The following is a 19200-nucleotide window of genomic DNA, read 5'->3' as shown; positions in this document are numbered from 1 at the left end:
TGATGATGAACACCAACATGCAAAGGGTCCGCACCGCATTGCGCGTGCTGACGCTGTGCGCCGCCGCGCTCGCCGCCGCCTGCGCGAACCGCCCCGTGCCGGGCAATGCCATGCCCTTCGACCAGGCCGTCAACCAGGCGGTGGACGACCTGATCGTGCAGACGCAGAAGCTGCCGGCCTTTCTTGCGAAGGTGGAGTCGCTCTCGCAGCGCCGCATCGCGATCGACCCGCTGCTCGACGGCGCGAGCGGCCAGCAGACCGAGGTGACGCGCGTGGCCGAGCAGCGCATCGTGCAGCGCATGCAGGCGCAGTTCAAGCAGTTCACCGTGTCTCCGTTCAACACCGCCGAGATCGGCAATGCGCAGTACGTGCTCAACGGCACGCTGATGCGCGACAAGGACGCCACCGCCGGCGGGCGCTACCGCCTGAACCTCGCACTGACCGAGATCAAGAGCGGCGTGGTGATCGCGCAGTCGGTCGCGCGCATCAGCGATGCCACGCTCGACACGCGGCCCACCGCGTTCTTTCGCGACAGCCCGGTGAACGGCAAGGACCGCGGCGTGGAGGGCTACATCCGCACCGCCGAAACCCAGCCGGGTCAGGCGGCCGATGCGCTGTACCTCGAGCGCCTGCCGACATCGACCGTGCTGCAGGAAGCCACCGCGGCCTACGAGGCCGGCCGCATGAGCGAGGCGCTCGGCCGCTACGAGGCGGCGGCCAAGCGGCCCGACGGACAGCAGCTGCGCATCTACAGCGGCCTGTACCTCACGCAGTCGCAACTCGGGCGCACGGCCGATGCGGAAAAAACCTTCGGCACCATCGCGCGCCTGGGCCTGGAAACCAACAACCTGAGCGTCAAGTTCCTGTTCAAGCCGGGCTCGACCGACTTCCTCGCCGACCCGAAGATCAGCGCGGCCTACCCGATGTGGCTGCGGCAGATCGCACGCCAGGCGGCGCAGATCGATTCGTGCGTGGTGGTGACGGGGCACACGAGCCGCACGGGCTCGGAGTCGGTCAACGAGCGGCTGTCGCTGCAGCGCGCGGTGAGCGTCAAGTCGCGGCTGGTGACCGAGGCGCCGCCGCTCGCGAAGAAGCTGCGCGAGTCGGGCATGGGCTTTCGCGAGAACATCGTCGGCACGGGAGCCGACGATGCGAGCGATGCGCTGGACCGTCGCGTCGAATTCAAGGTCGTAGGCTGCGACGCCTGACGAAGAAGATCAGGGCGCGAGCCGCTCGCGCACCCAGTCCGCGCCTTCGAGCCGGTAACGCAGCCGGTCATGCAGCCGGCTCTTGCGGCCCTGCCAGAACTCCCAGCGGTCCGGCACCAGCCGGTAGCCGCCCCAGTGCGGCGGGCGCGGCGGCGAGAGCAGGTGCTTGGCGGCGGCCACGGCCGCGTTCTTCACCAGCACGTCGCGTCCGCTGATCACTTCGCTCTGCGGGCTGGCCCACGCGCCGATGCGTGAGTCGAGCGGGCGGCTCGCGAAATAAGCGTCGCTTTCGTCGGCGCCGGCCTTCTCGACGCGGCCTTCGATGCGCACCACGCGCTCGAGCTCGACCCAGTGGAACTGCAGCGATGCATATGGATTGCCCGAAAGCTCGCGGCCCTTGCGGCTTTCGTAGTTGGTGTACCAGACGAGGCCGCGCGCGTCGTAGCCCTTGATCAGCACGATGCGGCTCGAGGGCCTGAGGTCGCTGCCCACGGTGCACAGCGTCATCGCATTGGGCTCGGGCACCTGGGCGTCGATGGCCTCGGTGAGCCAGCGTTCGAATTGCTTCTGCGGATCGTTCGCGCTTTGGGTCTCGCCGAGTTCGGCGCGCTCGTAGCTCTTGCGCAGCGCGGCGAGCGCTTCGTTGGAGAGAGGGGAAGTCATGCCGGGATTGTTGCGCACATACTCGGCCCATGATGACGAAGGCGAATTCCCCCGTGGTGATCGTGCTGGCCTCCGGCCGGGGCGAGCGCTTCATTGCAGCTGGCGGCACGGGCTCGAAACTGAAGGCTTTGCTCGCGGGCAAACCGGTGCTGGAGCGCACGCTCGATGCGGTGCGCGCGAGCGGCCTGCCGTGGCGTCTGGAGGATGCGGGTCACCCGGGCATGGGCGATTCGATTGCGGCTGCGGTGCGCGCCACGCCCGATGCCGCCGGCTGGCTGATCCTGCCGGGCGACCTGCCGCTAGTGCTGCCCGAGACGCTGCGGGCAGTGGCCGGCGCGCTCAACGGCCGGCTGAACGCCGTGCAGCCGCAGTTCATGGGGGAGCGGGGGCATCCGGTCGCTTTTGCGGCCGGATGCCGCGCGCAGCTCGCGGCGCTGGAGGGAAACCTCGGAGCAGCGCCCGTTCTTCGGTCGATGCGTGCTATCGATTCGGTAGCGGACCTGGCGGTGAACGATGCCGGCATCGTGACCGACATCGACACGCCCGAGGCCCTGGCGCGCGCCGAGGCGCTGTGGCTCGAACGCGCGGGGCGCTGATCGGGCGGATCAGCCCTTCGGAATCACTGCGCAGGCGATGCGCGGGCCCGAGTTACCGGCCGGCTGCGTCGTGAAGTCGTCGCGGTCGCGGTGAACCACCAGCGCGCGGCCGACCACGTTGTTGGCGGCGCCGTCGGTCAGCGAGATCGAATGGTCGTCCACGCTGAAGCGGGCCACGCCGCCGGCATCGGCCACGAGGCTCGGCAGTTCGCCGGCATGGCTGCCCGGCGCGGCGAACTTGCCGTGCGTGCCGCCGGCCGGGTTGAAGTGGCCGCCCGAGGCGTTGCCGTTGTCGCCGCAGTCGCCCTTTTCGTGGATGTGGAAACCGTGCTCGCTGCCCGGCACGAGGCCGCGCACTTCGCCCGAGACGCGCACGCCGTGGTCCAGGGCGGTGAGCTTGACCGTGCCGCGGGTCGGGTTGGGCGTGATCGCGGCGGTCGGCACCAGCTCGACGGCCGTGCTCGGCTTGCCGCCCATGCTGCCGCAGGCGGCGAGCACGGCGGTGGCCAGGAGGGCGGCGCTAGTGGCGAAGAGACGACGATGGTTCATGGTTTTTCCTTGGACGGTCGGGATGAAGAAGGTTGGGAAGACGAATTGTCGGAAGACCCCGGAACATATACCGGAGCCGGGGGCGCATCGCAATCGGCGGCTGCCGCGGATGCCTCGGATGCCTGTTTGGCCTCGGCCAGCGCCACCAGCCGGGCCAGCGCCGCATCGTGGATCGAATGCCGCTGCAGTTCGAGCAGGGTCTGCTGCGCATAGTCGAGCGAGCTGCCGTACCGGCCGACCGCGTGGGCGAAGATGTGGCGGTAGCGCTCGTCGCTGAGATCGCCCGTGAAATTGGGGCTGCGCCGCGAGAGCGTGAAAGCCAGCGCGTTGACCGGGCCCTCGGCCGTGCCGCAGCGCAGCCACTTGGGGTCGTACACGCCGGTGGGCATCTCGCGCAGCCAGAGGCGGCGCAGCGTTTCGAGCCCTTCGGCCTTGGGCACCCGGAACACCATGCCCCGGCAACTGCCGCCCGAGAGCAGGCCGAACACGAGGCCCGGCGTCTGGATGCTGCCGCGGTTGACGCGGCTCCACATCTTGAGCGCCCGGTGCCAGCCGTGCACCCAGGCCGGGCGCCGCTCGATGAAGCCGAACTCCGGCCGCCAGATCAGCGAGCCGTAGCCGAAGAGCCACAGGTCCTCGTGCCCGCCCCAGTCGGCAATCGCGCGCTCGAGCATGGGCTGCGGATCGCGCAGGGGCTTGGGCATGGGGTCCAGTCCGGGCGGTCCCGGATTCGGCGCGGGGTCCGACACGGGCCTGTCAGGGGCGCCGCCTACAATTTCGGGGTCATGGTTCACCGCACCATTATTTACCGACCCCTCAATTACGGAGCACGCGCACCCATGAGCGACGACGACAGCCAGCAGAATTTCATCCTCGGCTTTCTCATGGCGCTGATCGCGCTGGTGATCTTCTTCGTGGTGGGCATCGTGATCTGGCACAAGGGCCACAGTGCCTCTGGCGCCGCCAGTGCCGCTGCTGCGGCACAGGGCAAGCCCCCGGCCGTGGTGATCTCGTCGCCCGCACCCGGCGAGGCGCCCAAGCTGGCCGAAGTGACCGAGACGGTCACGGTCACGATCCCCGACGGCGCGAGCATCCGTGTGGTCAACGGCGTGGTGAACTTCTATTTCGCGACCGGCAGCGCCGACCTCGCACCGGGCGCCGCCGAAGCGCTGGCCGCGGTCATCAAGGGCGTGGAGAGCGGCCGCAAGGTGGTGGTTTCGGGCTTTCACGACACCACGGGCGATGCCGCCCTCAATGAATCGCTCGCGAAGAAGCGGGCCGAGATGGTGCGCGACGTGCTCGTGGGCCTGGGCGTGCCGGCCGGCAAGATCGACCTGCACAAGCCCGAGGTGACGGCGGGTTCGGGCAACAACGCCGAGGCGCGCCGCGTCGAGGCCAGGCTGGTCGACTGAACCTGGGCCGGCTCGGTCCCCGGGGCATCGAAAACCTTCCCGCCGGGCAGGCGATCGGCCTGATTCGAACTGCTACGATCCGCGGCACGGGAAAACAGCCTCCCGGTCTGCAAAGATAGACGGTGTCCCGTCCAAGTGCTGGTGACTCACAACGGAGCCTGCCGTGGACACCGCCTTTCCTGACACCCCTCCAGCGCCTTCCGCGCCCCTCCAGCCTGTTTCCTTCACCGAAGCGCTACGCTTCTGGCTCAAGCTCGGCTTCATCAGCTTCGGCGGGCCCGCCGGGCAAATCGCGATCATGCATGCCGAGCTGGTCGAGCGGCGGCGCTGGATCAGCGAGAAACGCTTTCTTCACGCCCTGAACTTCTGCATGCTGCTGCCCGGCCCCGAGGCCCAGCAGCTGGCCACCTATATCGGCTGGCTGATGCACCGCACGCGCGGTGGCATCGTGGCCGGTGCGCTGTTCGTGCTGCCTTCGCTGTTCATCCTGATCGCGCTGTCGTGGATCTACCTGCGCTTCGGCAACGTGCCGGCGGTGGCCGGCATCTTCTACGGCATCAAGCCGGCCGTCACTGCGCTGGTGCTGCACGCGGCGCACCGCATCGGCAGCCGCGCGCTGAAGAACCGGTGGATGTGGGGCATTGCCGCCGCCGCGTTCGTGGCGGTCTTCGCGTTCGACACGCCGTTTCCAGCGATCGTGCTGGCAGCCGGCCTGATCGGTCACTTCGGGGCGCGCTGGGCGCCCGGGGTCTTCGCACTCGGCGGTGGCCATGGCAGTGCCGGGCAAAGCTACGGTCCGGCGCTGATCGACGACGACACGCCGACGCCGCCGCACGCACGCTTCTCGCGCGCGCACCTGCTCAGGGTCCTCGCGGTCGGTCTGGGCCTTTGGCTGCTCGCCATGGGCGTGCTGATCGCCACGCAGGGGCTGCAGGGCACGCTCACGCAAATGGGCTGGTTCTTCACCAAGGCGGCATTGCTGACCTTCGGCGGCGCCTACGCCGTGCTGCCCTACGTCTACCAGGGCGCTGTCGAGAACCACCAGTGGCTGTCGGGCGCGCAGATGATCGATGGCCTTGCCCTGGGCGAGACGACACCGGGTCCGCTCATCATGGTCGTGGCCTTCGTCGGCTTTGTCGGCGGATGGCTGAAACAGGTGCTGGGGCCGGATTCGTTGTTCCTGGCGGGGGCACTGGCCGCGACCGTCGTGACCTTCTTCACCTTCCTGCCCTCGTTCATCTTCATCCTCGCCGGTGGGCCCGCCATCGAGGCCACGCACGGCAAGCTGGGTTTCACGGCGCCGCTGTCTGCAATCACGGCGGCGGTGGTTGGCGTGATCCTGAACCTGGCGCTCTTCTTCGCGTACCACGTGCTCTGGCCGCAGGGCTTCGGTGGCCGCTTCGACGCCGTCTCGGCGCTGATTGCCGTCGCGGCGGCCGTTGCCTTGTTCCGCTTCAAGATCGGCGTGATGCCACTGCTCGGTGCCTGCGCGGCCATCGGGTTGACGGTGACCCTGTGGCTGCCTGCACTGCGCTGACACTCGTAGCGGGCGCAGCTATTTGCGGGTCAGCACACCGGGCCATGCCTGAGTAAATTCGTATCGTTTGGCGCCCGGATTTCATCGGCCGTTTGCGCCTGGCTTGGTACGATGGGCTTCCAGGCCTCCAGTCGCTCCGGCGACACGCAGCAAGAGCCAATACCCCCATGAGCAGCACACATCCCACCGTCCGCGACGTCACCGATCGCATCCGCGAGCGCAGCCGTGGCTCGCGCAGCGCCTACCTCGCGAGGCTGGCCGAAATCCGCGACCGCGACCGAGGCTCCGACCGCATGGGCTGCGCCAACGTGGCGCATGCCGTGGCCGGCATTCCGGCCAACGACAAGTTCAGGGTGGTGACCGAGCGCGCGCCCAACATCGGCATCGTCACCGCCTACAACGACATGCTCTCGGCCCACGCGCCGTACCAGGGCTACCCGGACATCATCAAGCAGGAGGCGCGGCGCCTCGGTGCCACCGCGCAGGTGGCGGGCGGCGTGCCCGCGATGTGCGACGGCGTCACGCAGGGCACGCCCGGCATGGAGCTGAGCCTCTTCAGCCGCGACGTCATCGCCATGGGCACCGCCATCGCGCTCACGCACGACATGTTCGATGGCGCGCTGATGCTCGGCGTGTGCGACAAGATCGTGCCCGGCCTCCTGATCGGCGCGCTGCACTTCGGCCACCTGCCGACCGTGTTCGTGCCCGCGGGCCCGATGCCCTCGGGCCTGTCGAACAACGCCAAGTCGAAGGTGCGCGAGCAGGCGGCACAGGGGCTCGTGGGCCGGCAAGGCCTGCTCGATGCCGAGATGGCGGCCTATCACACGGTGGGCACCTGCACCTTCTACGGCACCGCCAACAGCAACCAGATGCTGCTCGAAGCCATGGGCCTGCACGTGCCCGGCACGGCCTTCATCCAGCCCGGCGATGCGATGCGCGAGACGCTCACGCGCGAGGCGGTGCGCACGGTGCTGGGCAAGGCGGGTGATGCGGCGTTCAGCTGCCCGCCGATCGGCGAGATGGTCGACGAGCGCTGCATCGTCAACGCCATGGCCGCGCTGCTGGCCACGGGCGGTTCCACCAACCACCTGATCCACTGGGTGGCCGTGGCCCGTGCGGCAGGCATCGTGATCGACTGGGACGACTTCTCGAAGCTCTCCGACATCATTCCGCTGCTGACCCGCGTGTACCCCAACGGCAGCGCCGACGTGAACGAGTTCCAGGCTGCGGGCGGCCCCGGTTTCGTGATCGGCGAGCTGGTCGATACGGGCCTGATGCATGGCGACGTGCTCACCGTGCGCGCCGGCGGCATCCGCGAATTCGCCAACATCCCGACCTTGGTCGAAGGCGGCGAGCAGCGCTTGAACTGGACGCCCGCAGCCCCGTCGAAGAACGACGCGGTCGCACGTACCGTGGCCGAGCCGTTCAGCGCCACCGGTGGCCTGAAGCTGCTCAGCGGCAACCTGGGCCGCAGCGTGATCAAGGTGTCCTCCGTGCCCGACGACCGCCATGTGATCGAAGCGCCCGCGCGCGTGTTCGATTCGCAGGCCGCACTGCAGAAGGCCTTCACCGCCGGCGAACTGGAGCGCGACGTGGTCTGCGTGGTGCGCTGGCAGGGTCCGCAGGCCAACGGCATGCCCGAGCTGCACAAGCTCACGCCGCCGCTCTCGGTGCTGCAGGGCAAGGGCTTCCGCGTGGCGCTGGTCACCGATGGCCGCATGAGCGGCGCGTCGGGCAAGATCCCGGCGGCCATCCACGTGTCGCCTGAAGCGGCCGCGGGCGGACCGCTCGCCAAGGTGCGCGACGGCGACGTGATCCGCCTGGACGCGGTAGCGGGTACGCTCGCCGTGCTGCTGCCCGAAGACGAATGGGCTGCGCGCGAAATCGCGACGCTGCCCGAAGCGCAGCGCATCGCCGACGGACACGGCCTCGGCCGCGAACTGTTCGCCGGCATGCGCCGCAATGCACTCACCGCTGAAGAAGGAGCCTGCTCATGGCTATGAACGACAAACTCACCGCGCTCGACGTGATGCGCGACGCACCGGTCATTCCGGTCATCGTGCTCAACGACGTGAAGGACGCCATTCCGCTGGCGCGCGCGCTGGTGGCCGGCGGCATCCGCATGCTCGAGGTCACGCTGCGCACGCCGCAGGCGCTGCAATGCATCGAGGCCATCGCCAAGGAAGTGCCCGAGGCCGTGGCCGGCGCCGGCACCATCCGCAGCGCGGCCGATGCGCAGGCCTCGGCGCTGGCTGGCGCCAAGTTCGGCGTGAGCCCGGGCTACACGCGCTCGGTCGGCAAGGCGTGCCACGACCTCGGCCTGCCGCTGTTGCCCGGCGTGGCCACCGGCAGCGAAATCATGACGGCGCAGGAAGACGGCTACACCGAGCTCAAGTTCTTCCCCGCGCTGCAAGCGGGCGGCCTGCCGATGCTCAAGGCATGGCAGGGGCCGTTCGGCGACGTCACCTTCTGCCCCACGGGCGGCATCCATGCGGGCAACGCGGCCGAGTTCCTGGCGCTCTCGAACGTGGCCTGCGTGGGCGGCTCGTGGATCGTGCCGACCGACGCGATCCGCGACGGCGACTGGGCACGCATCGAACAGCTGGCACGCGCCGCGAGCCAGCTGTCGCGTTGACATGCGCGCCGAGTTCGATGCGAGCGACCTGAAGGTCATCGCGTTCGATGTGTTCGGCACGGTGGTCGATTGGCACAGCGGCATCGCCGCCGAAGTCGAGCGCGTACTGCCGGGCGTGGAGGGCGCGACCTTCGCGCTCGCTTGGCGTGCCGGCTACCAGCCCGCGATGAAGGCGGTGATGGAGCGCATTGCAGCGGGCGAGGGCGGCTTCACGCTGCTCGACGAACTGCACCTGAGCATGCTCGAGCAAGTGCTGCGCGACTTCGACTTGGCCGACCGCCTGGACACCGCCGCCAAGCGCGACCTGAGCCGTGCATGGCACCGGCTGCCGGCGTGGCCCGACTCGGTGCCCGGGCTCACGCGGCTCAAGAAGAAGTTCACCATCTGCACGCTCTCCAACGGCAACATCGGTTTGCTGACCGAGATGGCCAAGCGCGCGGGCCTGCCCTGGGACTGCGTGCTGTCGGCCGAGGTGTTCAAGGCCTACAAGCCGGACCCGCGCACGTACCTTGGCGTAGCGGGCGTGTTCGATGCGACGCCGGGCCAGGTAATGCTGGCGGCCGCGCACCACGACGACCTGGCCGCCGCGCGCGTGTGCGGCCTCAAGACCGCCTACATCGAGCGACCCCACGAATTCGGGCGAGCGCAGCCGAAGGACGTTTCGCCGCAGGCCGAGAACAGCCTGCATGCGCGCGACATCGACCAGTTGGCCGACTTGCTGGGCTGCTGAGCGGCAGCCCGGCCTTCTCGGTCAATAACCGTTCGCGGCGCCGGAGCGGCGGTTGTCCGCGGCGCCGCTGTAGGTGGCGCTGCCATTCGGGTTCTGCGTCACGGCGATGCCGCTGATGCCGCTGAGCAACCCCGTCACCAGCAGGTTGTCCGTCGTGTAGCCGAAGCGCGTGCGCATGTCGGCCGCGAGCGGCGCCAGCGCCGAGCCGGCCTCCAGTTCCGCATTGCCGTTCTGGCCCGTGAAGTTGGGCGCGTTGACGGCCGCCTGCAGGTCCAGTCCGTACACCACGTTGCCCATGAAGGTCTTCACGATGTAGTCGGGAATCGGCCCGCCGCCCGCCGAACCCCACACCAGCCGCAGCTTGCCGTTGCCGTCGAAGGCGATGGCCGGCGCGATCGAGGTGCGTGGCCGCTTGGTGCCCGCATAGCCGTTCACGTCCGAGCCGCTGAGCGGCGTGCCGGCCGAGAAGTTCGACATCACGTTGTTCAGCATGATGCCGGCCGCCTCGATGTGCGCGCCCCAGTGCGTGTTGATGGTGGTGGTCATCGACAGCGCGTTGCCGTAGCCGTCGACGATGGCGACGTTGCTCGTCGTGTTCCAGTCTTCGTCGTGCGCGGCGCCGCTCGGCGCCTTGGCAAGCATCGTCTTGCGGGGCTTGGCCAGCGCAGCCATCGTGTCGTAGCCGGTTGGGTCCGTCGCCACGAAGCTGCCGATGTTGCCCGCGGGCGCGGTGGCGAAGGCGGTCTCGCCGATTTGCGCGGCGCGCTTGTCGAGTTCGATGTCGCTCAGGAGCACCGAGGCGCGCGCGTTGCTGTTTGAATAGGCCGGGTCGCCGATGACGGCGCGCCGGTCGACGTTCGCGAGCCGGCTCGCCTCGGCCGCAAGGTAGACGAAGCGCGGCGTGTCGAGCGCCTTTTCGTCCTGTACGTGCTTGCGCTCCAGGATGCCGAGCGAATACAGCGTGACGAAGCCGCCGAACGACGGCGCGGGCTGCGTGTAGATGGTCGTACCGAATCGCGTGCCGACCAGTGGCTTGCGCTCCACCGCCTTGTAGGCCGGGAAGTCGGCGGGCACCATCAGGCTCGGGATCGACGCGATGGTCGTCGCGGTGCTTGGGTTGCCCGCCGGTCCCGAGTTCGGGAGGATCGATCTGCAAGGCAGGCTGTCGAGCGTGGTGCGCTGCACGATGGCTTTCACCGTGTCCTGCGCCGGATCGTAGAAGGCGGTGGCGCCGCCGTCGCGCACGAGCTTCATGGTCTGCGCGAGCTCGGGATTCTTGATGAGCGTGCCGATGGGCAGCGGCTTCTGCCTGGAGGCATCGGCCGGGTCGCAGTAGCGCTTGGCGATGTCGGGGTACTTGCAGCGGGGCGCGCCTCTGACCGTGTTGGCCGAGTTCACCCAGGCGGCCACGCCGGTGCCTGCGGAGACCGGATTGCCGTCGTCGTCGAACTCGGCGCTGTCGGCGTAGAGCGTGGTGTACATGTACTTCGTCATCGGGAAGCCGTTCTCTGCCAGGCCGATGGCGTCGTCCCACAGCGTGTTCCAGGCCTTCTTGCCGTAGCTGCGGTGCACCAGGTCGAGCACCGCCACCGTGCCCGGAATGCCCACGGCGCGAGCGGAGATGTTGGTGTTTCCCTGCTGCGAGGAGACGCTCGCGCCGACCGCGAGGCCCGACTTGCAGAGGTTGTACGGCGGCGTGGCGGACACGTCCTGTGCGACGGCCTGGTACACCGTCGTCGCTCCGCCGGTGCTCGATGGGGCGGCGGAGAGGCCGTCGAAGGTCCGTACCTTCTTGCTCGCCGCGTCGTAGTAGGTGATGAGCGTGCCGCCGCCCAGACCCGAGGCGAACGGCTCGGCCGTGCCCAGCACGGCCTGCACGGCAATCGCCGCGTCGATGGCGCTGCCGCCGGTCGCCAGGATCTTGCAGCCGGCCTTCGACGCTTCGTAGTGCGCGGAGGTCACCATCAGGTTGGTGCCGGTGATGCCGGCCGTCTGGCCGTGCGGCGCGCCGGCCTGCTGCGTGCACAGGGCGGGATCGAAGCGCACGGCGGGCGGTGCGTCGGTCGAGGGCGGGCCGGCGGGCGGCTGTGCATTGGTGATCGGCAACGGCGTGAAGCCGAACGAACCGCCGGAGCCGCCGCCGCAGGCCGTGAGCAAGGCCGCAGCGAGGGCCGCGACAGGGAGGAATTGGGAGGTGTGCATCGTGGAAGAAATGAAAACGCCGACGCTGTACCGGTCGGTCGGCTTTTCAATTTATTGCAACTCGCGTGCCACCAAACTCCACGCTTTCCCGGTGTGCGGGCGTCTTTACAGAAGCTCAGTCCGCGAGCAGCTTCTCCACGGTGCGCAGGTTGCGCGCGGTCGTGCTCGACTTGTAGCGCGTCTTCGCCAGCAGCTTCGCCACCGGCGTGTCGGTGCTCTCGCCGCGCGGGCATTGCCAGTACAGCACGCCCTTGCCTTGCTTCAGCCGTTCGAGCTTGGGGTCGACGGTGCCGGCTTTTTCCATCACTTCATCGAGCATCGCGGGGTCGGAGCCAAACACGAGGTACGGGTGACGCTCTTCGTCGATGCGTTCGAAGGGGTAGGCCGCGGCCATGTCGGCGACGCTCTTTTGTGTGAGCAGCACGATCCACGCGTCGTAGTCGAAGCGCTTGCGCAGGGCGTGCTCGATGCGCGTGCGCAACGCGTCAGCATCGCTCTCGTCGGTGTCGAAGAGCACGTTGCCGCTGGCAAGCACCGTGCGCACCGCATCGAAGCCGAGCTCTACAAAGAGCGCCTTCAGCTCGGCGCTCTTGATCGTGATGCCGTTGACGTTCACGCCGCGCAGCAGCGCGACGTGGCGCGTCGCCGCTTTCTTTGCAGGTTTCTTCGCGGCAGCCATGGCGTTGCGCCGAACGCTCAGCGAAGGCCGGCGCCTTCGGCGTGCTCGGCCCGCTGGATCAACTCGATCTTGTAGCCATCGGGATCGGTCACGAAGGCGATCACCGTGGTGCCGCCCTTGACCGGACCCGCCTCGCGCGTCACGTTGCCGCCCGCGGCCTTGATCTTCTCGCAGGCTGCGTACGCATCGGGCACGCCGAGCGCGATGTGGCCGTAGGCGGAGCCCAGGTCGTAGCTCTCGGTGCCCCAGTTGTAGGTGAGCTCGATCTCGGCCTGGTCCGGGTTGCCCTTGTCGAAGCCGAGGAAGGCGAGGCTGTACTTGTACTCGGGGTTCTCGGACGTGCGCAGCAGGTTCATGCCGAGCACCTTGGTGTAGAAATCGATGGAGCGCTGGAGGTTGCCAACGCGCAGCATGGTGTGAAGGAATCGCATCTCGTGGTGCCGTGTAGTTGTGGGGAAGGGGGAAGCCGCTATTGTCGGCTTCCCGCTGCGGCGATCAAGCCGCTGCCGTCAGCAGGTGGGCCTCGTGGCGCTTGAGGAATTCCATCAGGTGCTGCGGGTACTCGGGCACCACCGCGTTGCGCACGCTCGGCCGGGCGGCCAGCGCCTTGCGCCAGGCATCGACCTTGGGCAGCGCGGCGAAGATGCGCGAATCGATGAGCGTGTCGAATACCTCGAAGTAGCGGAACACCGGCGCGAACACCGCATCGACCAGGCTGAAGCTCTTGCCCGCGAAATAGGGGCCGGCGCCGAGCGCGGCTTCGACGCGCTCGAACTTCGCGACCAGCGCGAGACGCTTCTGCTCGAAGATGGCCGCGTCCTGCGTGGTCTCGTAACCCCAGAGGTCGGCGAGGATGGCCGAGCCGAATTCCATCCACGCGCGGTGCTCGGCGCGGGTGAGCGGGTCTTCGGGGTGCAGGCGGGCACCGGGCTGCGTCTCTTCGAGGTACTCGCAGATCACGTTGCTCTCGAACAGCACGGCCTCGGTGCCATCGGGGCGCTGCACCTTCAGCAGCGGCACCTTGCCGAGCGGCGAGATGTCGAGAAACCACTGAGGCTTGTTCGCCAGGTCGATCACGACGCGCTCGAAGGGCACGCCTTTTTCACCGAGCGCGATGGCGGCGCGCTGCACATAGGGGCACAGCAGGTGGCTGACGAGGGTGAGGGGTTGGGACATGGGCTCTCCGTCTTCGGTTGTGTACTGGGATCGCCGCGATTCTTGCGATCCCGAACAACCTTTTCCCGGAAAGCCCATTCGCCGATTTGGCGCCTTGTGCTAGGCCGCAGTGTCGAGCCAGTGCGTGATGCGCCCGTTGTGCATCACCCCGATGCGGTCCGCCATCGCATGCGCTTCGGCCTCGTTGTGCGTGACCAGGATGGCGGTCTGGCCGGCCTGCTTCAGGATGCCGCGCACCTCGGCGGTCAGGCGTTCGCGCGTGCCGCCGTCGAGGTTGGAAAAGGGCTCATCGAGCAGCAGCAGCGCGGGGGAGGGCGCGAGCGCACGTGCCAGCGCGATGCGTTGCTGCTGCCCGCCCGAGAGCTCGTGCGGATAGCGCTCGCCGGTCTCGGCCAGGCCCACCAGCGCAAGCATCTCGGCCACGCGCGACTGCTGTGCCGCACGGCTGAGGCGGCGCAGCCCGAAGGCGACGTTCTTCGCAGCCGAGAGGTGCGGGAACAGAGCGTATTCCTGGAACATCATCCCCACGCGCCGTTGTTCGGGCGGCAAGTGCGAGCGGGCAGAGGAGAGCACGACCTCATCGAGCCGGATCGTGCCCGCACGCAGCGGCTCGAAGCCCGCGATGGCGCGCAGCACCGTGGTCTTGCCGCAGCCCGAGGGGCCGAAGAGACAGGCGATGTCGCCGGCCGCGAGCGACAGCGAAAAGTCGTCGACGACGGTGTGCAGGCCGCGCGGCGTGTCGTACGCGAGCTGGATCGATTCGAGGTGCAGCGCGGAGCTCATGTGTTTTCCGGAACGGGTGCGACCGGCGTCGTGCCCAGTTGGTTGCGCGCCAGCAGCACCACCGGCAGCAGGCCGGCCAGCACGATGGCGAGCGCCGCGATCGCGCCTTCTTCATAGGTGCCGCGCGCGGCCTCGGCGTAGAGCCAGGTGGCCAGGGTGTCGAAGTTGGCGGGGCGCAGCAGCAGCGTGGCGGGCAGCTCCTTCATCGCATCGACGAAGACCAGCAAGGCACCGGCGGCGATGGCGGGCTGCAACAGCGGCAGGTGCACGCGGCGCAGCGTGCCCGCAGTGGTTTCGCCGAGCAGGCGCGAGGCCTGCTCGATGGCGGGCGGAATGCGCGCGAGGCCGGCCTCGATGCCGCCGACCGGCATCGCGAGAAACCGGATCGCGCAGGCCACGACCAGCACGATGCCCGCGCCCATCAGCGGCAGGCCCTGCCATCCGAAGGCGGTGGCGAGCGCGGCGTCGAAGGCCAGCGCCGGCGTGAGCAGGCCGATGGCGAGCACCGTGCCCGGCACCGCATAGCCCAGCGTGGCGGCGCGTGCCTGCCAGCGCGCGCGGTTGGGGCTTGTACCCTGGCTCCGCGCGGCCCAGGCGACGATCAAGCCCGCGGCCACCGCGACCACGGTGACGCCCGCGGCCAGCGCGATCGTGTTGCCGAGGCTTGCGACCAGCCCCTGCGAAATGCCGCCGCCCTGCCGCAGTCGTTTGGCGCTTTCCCAGACGAGGTAGATGGCCGGTGCAACGAAGCCGATCAGCACCGGCAGCGCGGTGACAGCCGTTGCGGCCCAGCCGGCGCCGCCGTGCAAACGCCGCGGCTGCACGGCGCGCATGCGCTGCGCCGAGCCGAAGCGCTGGTGCCGTCGCCCATTGCGTTCGAGCCAGACCAGCGCCACCACCACGAACAGCATCGCGCAGGCAATCTGCGCCGCACCGGCCAGGTCGGAACGTGTGATCCACGTCGTGTAGACCGCCACTGTCAGTGTGTTGACGCCGAGGAATTCCGACGCGCCGATGTCGTTGAGCGTTTCGAGCAGCGCAAGGCTCAGCCCCACCGCGAGCGCAGGCCGCGCAAGCGGCAGTGCCACGCGAAAGAACGCGCCGCGGCGGCTCTCGCCCAGCGTGCGTGCGGCTTCGAGCAGATGCGCAGGCTGCGTCATGAACATCGCGCGCGCCGTCATGTAGACATACGGATAGAGCACGAAGCCGAGCACGAAGATCGCGCCCGGCATCGAGCGCAGGTCGGGCAGGCGGAACTGGCGCGGGCTGTCGAAGCCCAGCATCCAGCGGATCGCGCCCTGCACCGGGCCGATGGGATGCAGCAGGTCGAGGTATGCGAAGGCGACGATGTAGGTCGGCATCGCGAGCGGCAGCAGCAGCGCCCAGTGCAACACGCCGCGTCCCGGAAAGTCATGCGCCGTGACGAGCCACGCGCAGCCGGTGCCGATCACCAGCACCAGCGTGCCGACACCGGTCAGCAGCAGGGCCGTGTTGAGCGCCGCCTGCGGCAACACGTGCGCGAACAGCGGCCCCCAATGCCCGATGCCGGAGCCGAACGCGAGCCACAGGAGCGTGAGCACCGGCGCAAGCACGCCGATCGCGATCGCGAACGAGGCAAGGCGCCAGACCGGTCCTGCGGCTTGCAGGGCTGGTGGCTGGCGCCGTGTCATTTGCATTTTTCAGGCACCGGCAAGGCGTGCCTGCCTGCGTCCATCACTGGTCGAAGCCGACCTTGTCAACGAGCGCGCTGGCCTGTTTGCGGTACTTGGCGATCTCGGTGAGCGGCAGCGGATCGACCTTCAGCTCGCCGATGGTCTGGCCGATGATCGGATCGAGCGCCACGCCCTTGCGCACCGGGTACTCGTAGTTGGTCTGGGCGTAGAGCGCCTGCGCCGGCTCGGACACCAGGAACTCGAGCAGCTTGACCGCGTTGGCGCGCTGCGGCGCGTTCTTCGCCACCGAGGCGCCGCTGATGTTGACGTGCGTGCCGCCGCTCTTGGCATTGGCGAATGTCGGGCGCACCACCTTGATCGCATCGCCCCACTTGCGCGCGTCGGTGCCTTCCTTGGCGCTCTTCATCTGGCCGACGTAGTACGAGTTGGCGATGCCGATGTCGCAGATGCCGCCGAGGATGTCGCGCGCCACGTCGCGGTCGCCGCCCGTGGCCTTGCGCGCGAGGTTGGCCTTCACGCCGCGCAGCCACTGCTCGGCCTTGGCTTCGCCGTCGTGCGCGATCAGCGCCGCGACGAGGGCCGTGTTGTAGGGATGCTGGCCTGCGCGGATGCAGACCTTGCCCTTGTACTTCGGGTTGGCGAGGTCTTCATAACGGAAGCTGGTGAGCGGCTGGGCCTTGTCGGCGTAGAGCACACGGGCGCGCAGCGAGAGCGCGAACCACTGGCCGTCGGCGCCGCGCAGGTTGGCCGGAATGGCCGATTCGAGCGCGGGCGATTTCACGGGCTGCGTCACGCCGCCGTCGACGAGGTCCATCAGGTTGCCGATGTCCACCGTCATCAGCACGTCGGCCGGCGAGCGCGCGCCCTCTGCCTTGACGCGCTCGAGCAGGCCGTCCTTCACGAACACGGTGTTGACCTTGATGTTGCTCTGCGCGCTGAAGGCGGAGATCAGCGGCTGAATCAGCGCCGGTTCACGCGTCGTGTAGAGCGTGAGCTCTTCGGCAGCGTGCGCGGGCAGGGCGGTGATGGCGAGCCAGGCGGTGGTGGCGCCGATCAGGGCGTGCGCAGCGCAGGTCGAAGCGCCGAAGCGTTGGGTCATGACAGTTCCTCCAGGTCGGTAACGTGTTCTTGGGAGACACCGGCTGCCGGCTTGCGGCGGCGCCGATGAGAACAATTATCAACAGCCGGGAGGAGGGGGAGCCTTTTGGACTTACAAGGCGAAGGCCTACTGGCGAAATTCGCTCCAAGTTTTCCGGTTAATTCACCCCGCCGCTGAGTGCCTGGGTCGTGCCCCGGGAAAGTGATTTGATGTGTGCATCGACCGAAGAGACCACGGGCGAGAATTCGGTATTGGTCAGGCGTTGAAAATCGCGAGGCTCTGCAAAATCATTCAATTGTCGAACTCGATTTCTCTGAATTGTTTTCATCGGTTCGTAGGCCGTAATTTCCAGCGGATTTTCCAGAATGAAGACTTTTGCTTCCATGGCGGATACGGAGAAATATCTGGTGAATCCGAGCATGCTCCGGGTGAAGAGGCCGGAGTTTTCCATGTAGCTCTCGCCACACGGCCCGCCGGTGCATTCCAGTCGCGCGAGCGTTCTTTTCCCCTCCACCACGACCACGGCCGATATTTGCTCTTCCTTCAGTTTCCTTGCCGACCATTCCTGCCTTGGATTCGCAATCCAGCGACCGTCTTTTTCAATAGCCAGGGCATTCACGCTCGTGGTCGCGTAGCTTGTCAGTTTGACGACCTGAAAACCCGCCTTCTCGAGGTCGGACTGGAATACTTCGTAGGTCCTGACGGTCGGATTCCATGGGAATTGATAGGGTGTCGAGAAATTATTGAAAACAGTGGTGCCAACGTGCATATGTTGCGCCGGTGCAGGCATATAGACGAGCAGTCCGATTTTCGAGCCTTTTGCGAGTTTCCCGGCATTGGGTGAAACTGCCGGTGTGGTGGTGCATCCCGCAAGAATGAAAAAACAAACAATTGCAAGCAGCCGATTCAGCATTGCGTCTCTCCTCGTATTTATGATCGCAGAAATCCTTGATGCCTCGGGCGGCCGGAGAGGTCCACCAAGGCAATGGTTTCTTGCAGTTCATCATAACGACGGAGCATCCGCTCCGTATTGCTGGCGGAGGGAGAGACCCTTTAAAAGGTCCGAAATCGGGATTTAATAAATCGCGGTCTTTGGAATTCGGACCGCCCGCTCTTTCAATTGAATTACTACAGTGCGAGGTGCGCGCCTACCTGCAAGGAGGGCGCAAATCTTCACCGCGCCGCCGGCACCTCGAACACCAAACACGTCGTCGTCGCATGCGCATACAGCGTCCCATCGGCCCCGACGAGCCGTGCCTCTGCAGTGGCGAGCTGCCGCCCGCAATGGATCACCTTGCCTTCCGCACGCACCCGCTGCACCTTCGGCGTGAGGCCCTTCACGTAGTTCACGCTCAACTCGGCGGTCGTGTAGGCGCGGCCGGGCGGCATCATCGTGTGGACCGAGCAGCCCAGGGCCGAATCCAGCATCGTGGCGACCCAGCCGCCGTGGATGGTGCCCAGCGGGTTCAGGTGCTGCGCGAGCGGCGTGCCCTGGAACACGGCGACGCCCTTGCTCACTGACACGATCGTGAAGTCCAGCGTCTTGGCGATGGCTGCGTAGGGAATCTCGCCGTTCAGCATCGCCTGCATCACTTCGAGGCCGGTCTTGCCGGCGATCTGCTCGGGGCGGGCGAGGCCGGGGCCGGGGCCACCCTCGAGGCGGTCGGTGATCGCGCGTTCCTCGGCGATCCATGCGTCGAGCTGGCTGGTGGGTTGCGTCATGCCTGTACTGCTCCTGGGGGCTTTGAATGAGGTGGTGAATTGTATATGCAACAGTTGCACCTACAATCATCGCCCATGGACATCCAGACCAAGCCGCGCGGCTGCACCAGTTTCAAAGTACGACAGCTCATGCGTCGCCTGTCGACGCACTACGACACCGAGGTGTCCAAGAGCGGCCTGAAGACCACGCAGTACTCGCTGCTCTCGCACCTCAAGCGGCTGGGCTCCTCCCGGCCGGTCGATCTGGCGGGCGAACTCAAGATGACCGCTTCCACGTTGAGCCGCAACCTGCAGCCGCTGATCGCCGCAGGCTGGATTGCGCAAAGCGCCGGTGCCGATGCGCGCAGCCTCCTCGTGGCGCTCACGCCCGAGGGCGAGGCCAAGTGGCGGGAAGCCCAGCACCACTGGAAGACCGCGCAGCAGAAGCTCAACGCGCTCCTGGGCGTGGAACGCGTGCTGGCGCTGCATCAGCTCATCGACGAGTCGCTCGAACTGCTGGGCGCCGACGACGCCGCAGACCCGCAGGACTGAGGCGC

20 protein-coding genes are annotated in these 19200 nt (G+C 67.6%); 8 read left to right on the top strand and 12 right to left on the bottom strand.

From position 1 onward, the window contains the following. Positions 1-2: 2 nt before the first annotated feature. On the top strand, positions 3-1208 hold the full coding sequence (locus GNX71_RS23280) for an OmpA family protein (RefSeq protein WP_241027027.1): 1206 nt from the start codon (positions 3-5) through the stop codon (positions 1206-1208). A gap of 9 nt (positions 1209-1217) precedes the next feature. On the opposite strand, the gene pdxH is transcribed toward GNX71_RS23280, so the two are convergent. Next, a complete protein-coding gene (gene pdxH / locus GNX71_RS23275) occupies positions 1218-1871 on the bottom strand; it encodes a pyridoxamine 5'-phosphate oxidase (protein WP_206174616.1) in 654 nt (217 codons plus the stop codon). 29 nt (positions 1872-1900) lie between these two features. Here pdxH and GNX71_RS23270 point away from each other — a divergent pair, with 29 nt between their 5' ends. Next, a complete protein-coding gene (locus tag GNX71_RS23270) occupies positions 1901-2467 on the top strand; it encodes an NTP transferase domain-containing protein (RefSeq protein WP_206174615.1) in 567 nt (188 codons plus the stop codon). A gap of 9 nt (positions 2468-2476) precedes the next feature. Here GNX71_RS23270 and GNX71_RS23265 read toward each other — a convergent pair whose 3' ends face one another. Both GNX71_RS23265 and GNX71_RS23260 read right to left on the bottom strand, forming a co-directional pair. Next, positions 2477-3016 carry a superoxide dismutase family protein gene (locus tag GNX71_RS23265; RefSeq protein ID WP_206174614.1) on the bottom strand — a complete coding sequence of 180 codons (540 nt, stop codon included), beginning with the start codon at positions 3014-3016 and terminating at the stop codon, positions 2477-2479. Further along, positions 3013-3720, bottom strand: a complete 708-nt coding sequence (locus tag GNX71_RS23260) for a gamma-glutamylcyclotransferase (protein WP_206174613.1) — start codon at positions 3718-3720, stop codon at positions 3013-3015. The genes GNX71_RS23265 and GNX71_RS23260 overlap by 4 nt, the downstream gene beginning before the upstream one ends. 135 nt (positions 3721-3855) lie before the next feature. Between GNX71_RS23260 and GNX71_RS23255 the strand changes: the two genes are divergently transcribed. From GNX71_RS23255 to GNX71_RS23235, 5 genes are all read left to right on the top strand, one after another. After that, the gene (locus GNX71_RS23255; protein WP_206174612.1) at positions 3856-4428 is read left to right on the top strand and encodes an OmpA family protein; all 573 of its coding nucleotides are present in this window, start codon (positions 3856-3858) and stop codon (positions 4426-4428) included. A gap of 163 nt (positions 4429-4591) precedes the next feature. After that, positions 4592-5965, top strand: a complete 1374-nt coding sequence (gene chrA, locus GNX71_RS23250) for a chromate efflux transporter (RefSeq protein ID WP_206174611.1) — start codon at positions 4592-4594, stop codon at positions 5963-5965. Between the two features lie 167 nt (positions 5966-6132). Next, on the top strand, positions 6133-7968 hold the full coding sequence (gene edd, locus GNX71_RS23245; protein ID WP_206174610.1) for a phosphogluconate dehydratase: 1836 nt from the start codon (positions 6133-6135) through the stop codon (positions 7966-7968). Continuing rightward, complete coding sequence (gene eda / locus GNX71_RS23240) at positions 7959-8600, top strand: bifunctional 4-hydroxy-2-oxoglutarate aldolase/2-dehydro-3-deoxy-phosphogluconate aldolase (protein WP_206174609.1); 642 nt, start codon at positions 7959-7961, stop codon at positions 8598-8600. Before edd ends, eda begins: the two co-directional genes overlap by 10 nt. A gap of 1 nt (position 8601) precedes the next feature. After that, on the top strand, positions 8602-9330 hold the full coding sequence (locus tag GNX71_RS23235; protein WP_206174608.1) for a haloacid dehalogenase type II: 729 nt from the start codon (positions 8602-8604) through the stop codon (positions 9328-9330). Positions 9331-9351: 21 nt separating this feature from the next. Here GNX71_RS23235 and GNX71_RS23230 read toward each other — a convergent pair whose 3' ends face one another. From GNX71_RS23230 to GNX71_RS23190, 9 genes are all read right to left on the bottom strand, one after another. After that, positions 9352-11532: a gamma-glutamyltransferase gene (locus GNX71_RS23230; RefSeq protein ID WP_206174607.1), complete on the bottom strand. Its 2181-nt coding sequence runs from the start codon at positions 11530-11532 to the stop codon at positions 9352-9354. 115 nt (positions 11533-11647) lie between these two features. Beyond that, positions 11648-12211, bottom strand: coding sequence for a DUF1697 domain-containing protein (locus GNX71_RS23225; RefSeq protein WP_206174606.1), 564 nt, complete (start codon positions 12209-12211; stop codon positions 11648-11650). A 17-nt stretch (positions 12212-12228) separates the two neighbouring features. Beyond that, complete coding sequence (gloA, locus tag GNX71_RS23220; RefSeq protein WP_206174605.1) at positions 12229-12642, bottom strand: lactoylglutathione lyase; 414 nt, start codon at positions 12640-12642, stop codon at positions 12229-12231. 64 nt (positions 12643-12706) lie between these two features. Next, positions 12707-13387 (bottom strand): glutathione S-transferase family protein, encoded by a 681-nt coding sequence (locus GNX71_RS23215; protein WP_206174604.1) that lies wholly within the window; start codon positions 13385-13387, stop codon positions 12707-12709. 99 nt (positions 13388-13486) lie between these two features. Continuing rightward, complete coding sequence (locus GNX71_RS23210; RefSeq protein WP_206174603.1) at positions 13487-14170, bottom strand: ABC transporter ATP-binding protein; 684 nt, start codon at positions 14168-14170, stop codon at positions 13487-13489. Further along, positions 14167-15840 (bottom strand): iron ABC transporter permease, encoded by a 1674-nt coding sequence (locus tag GNX71_RS23205; RefSeq protein WP_241027026.1) that lies wholly within the window; start codon positions 15838-15840, stop codon positions 14167-14169. The genes GNX71_RS23210 and GNX71_RS23205 overlap by 4 nt, the downstream gene beginning before the upstream one ends. A 43-nt stretch (positions 15841-15883) precedes the next feature. Then, positions 15884-16942 carry a Fe(3+) ABC transporter substrate-binding protein gene (locus GNX71_RS23200; RefSeq protein ID WP_206174601.1) on the bottom strand — a complete coding sequence of 353 codons (1059 nt, stop codon included), beginning with the start codon at positions 16940-16942 and terminating at the stop codon, positions 15884-15886. Between the two features lie 157 nt (positions 16943-17099). Continuing rightward, the gene (locus GNX71_RS23195) at positions 17100-17855 is read right to left on the bottom strand and encodes a hypothetical protein (protein ID WP_206174600.1); all 756 of its coding nucleotides are present in this window, start codon (positions 17853-17855) and stop codon (positions 17100-17102) included. Between the two features lie 260 nt (positions 17856-18115). Then, the gene (locus GNX71_RS23190) at positions 18116-18664 is read right to left on the bottom strand and encodes a PaaI family thioesterase (RefSeq protein ID WP_206174599.1); all 549 of its coding nucleotides are present in this window, start codon (positions 18662-18664) and stop codon (positions 18116-18118) included. Positions 18665-18739: 75 nt separating this feature from the next. Between GNX71_RS23190 and GNX71_RS23185 the strand changes: the two genes are divergently transcribed. Then, positions 18740-19195: a MarR family winged helix-turn-helix transcriptional regulator gene (locus GNX71_RS23185; RefSeq protein ID WP_206174598.1), complete on the top strand. Its 456-nt coding sequence runs from the start codon at positions 18740-18742 to the stop codon at positions 19193-19195. The last annotated feature ends 5 nt before the right edge of the window (positions 19196-19200 follow it).

The sequence above is a fragment of the Variovorax sp. RKNM96 genome, from assembly GCF_017161115.1.
In the GTDB taxonomy this organism is placed as follows: Bacteria; Pseudomonadota; Gammaproteobacteria; order Burkholderiales; family Burkholderiaceae_C; genus Variovorax.
The sequence above is the reverse complement of the archived record's forward strand: the minus strand, read 5'-3'. Positions and strand labels throughout refer to the sequence as shown.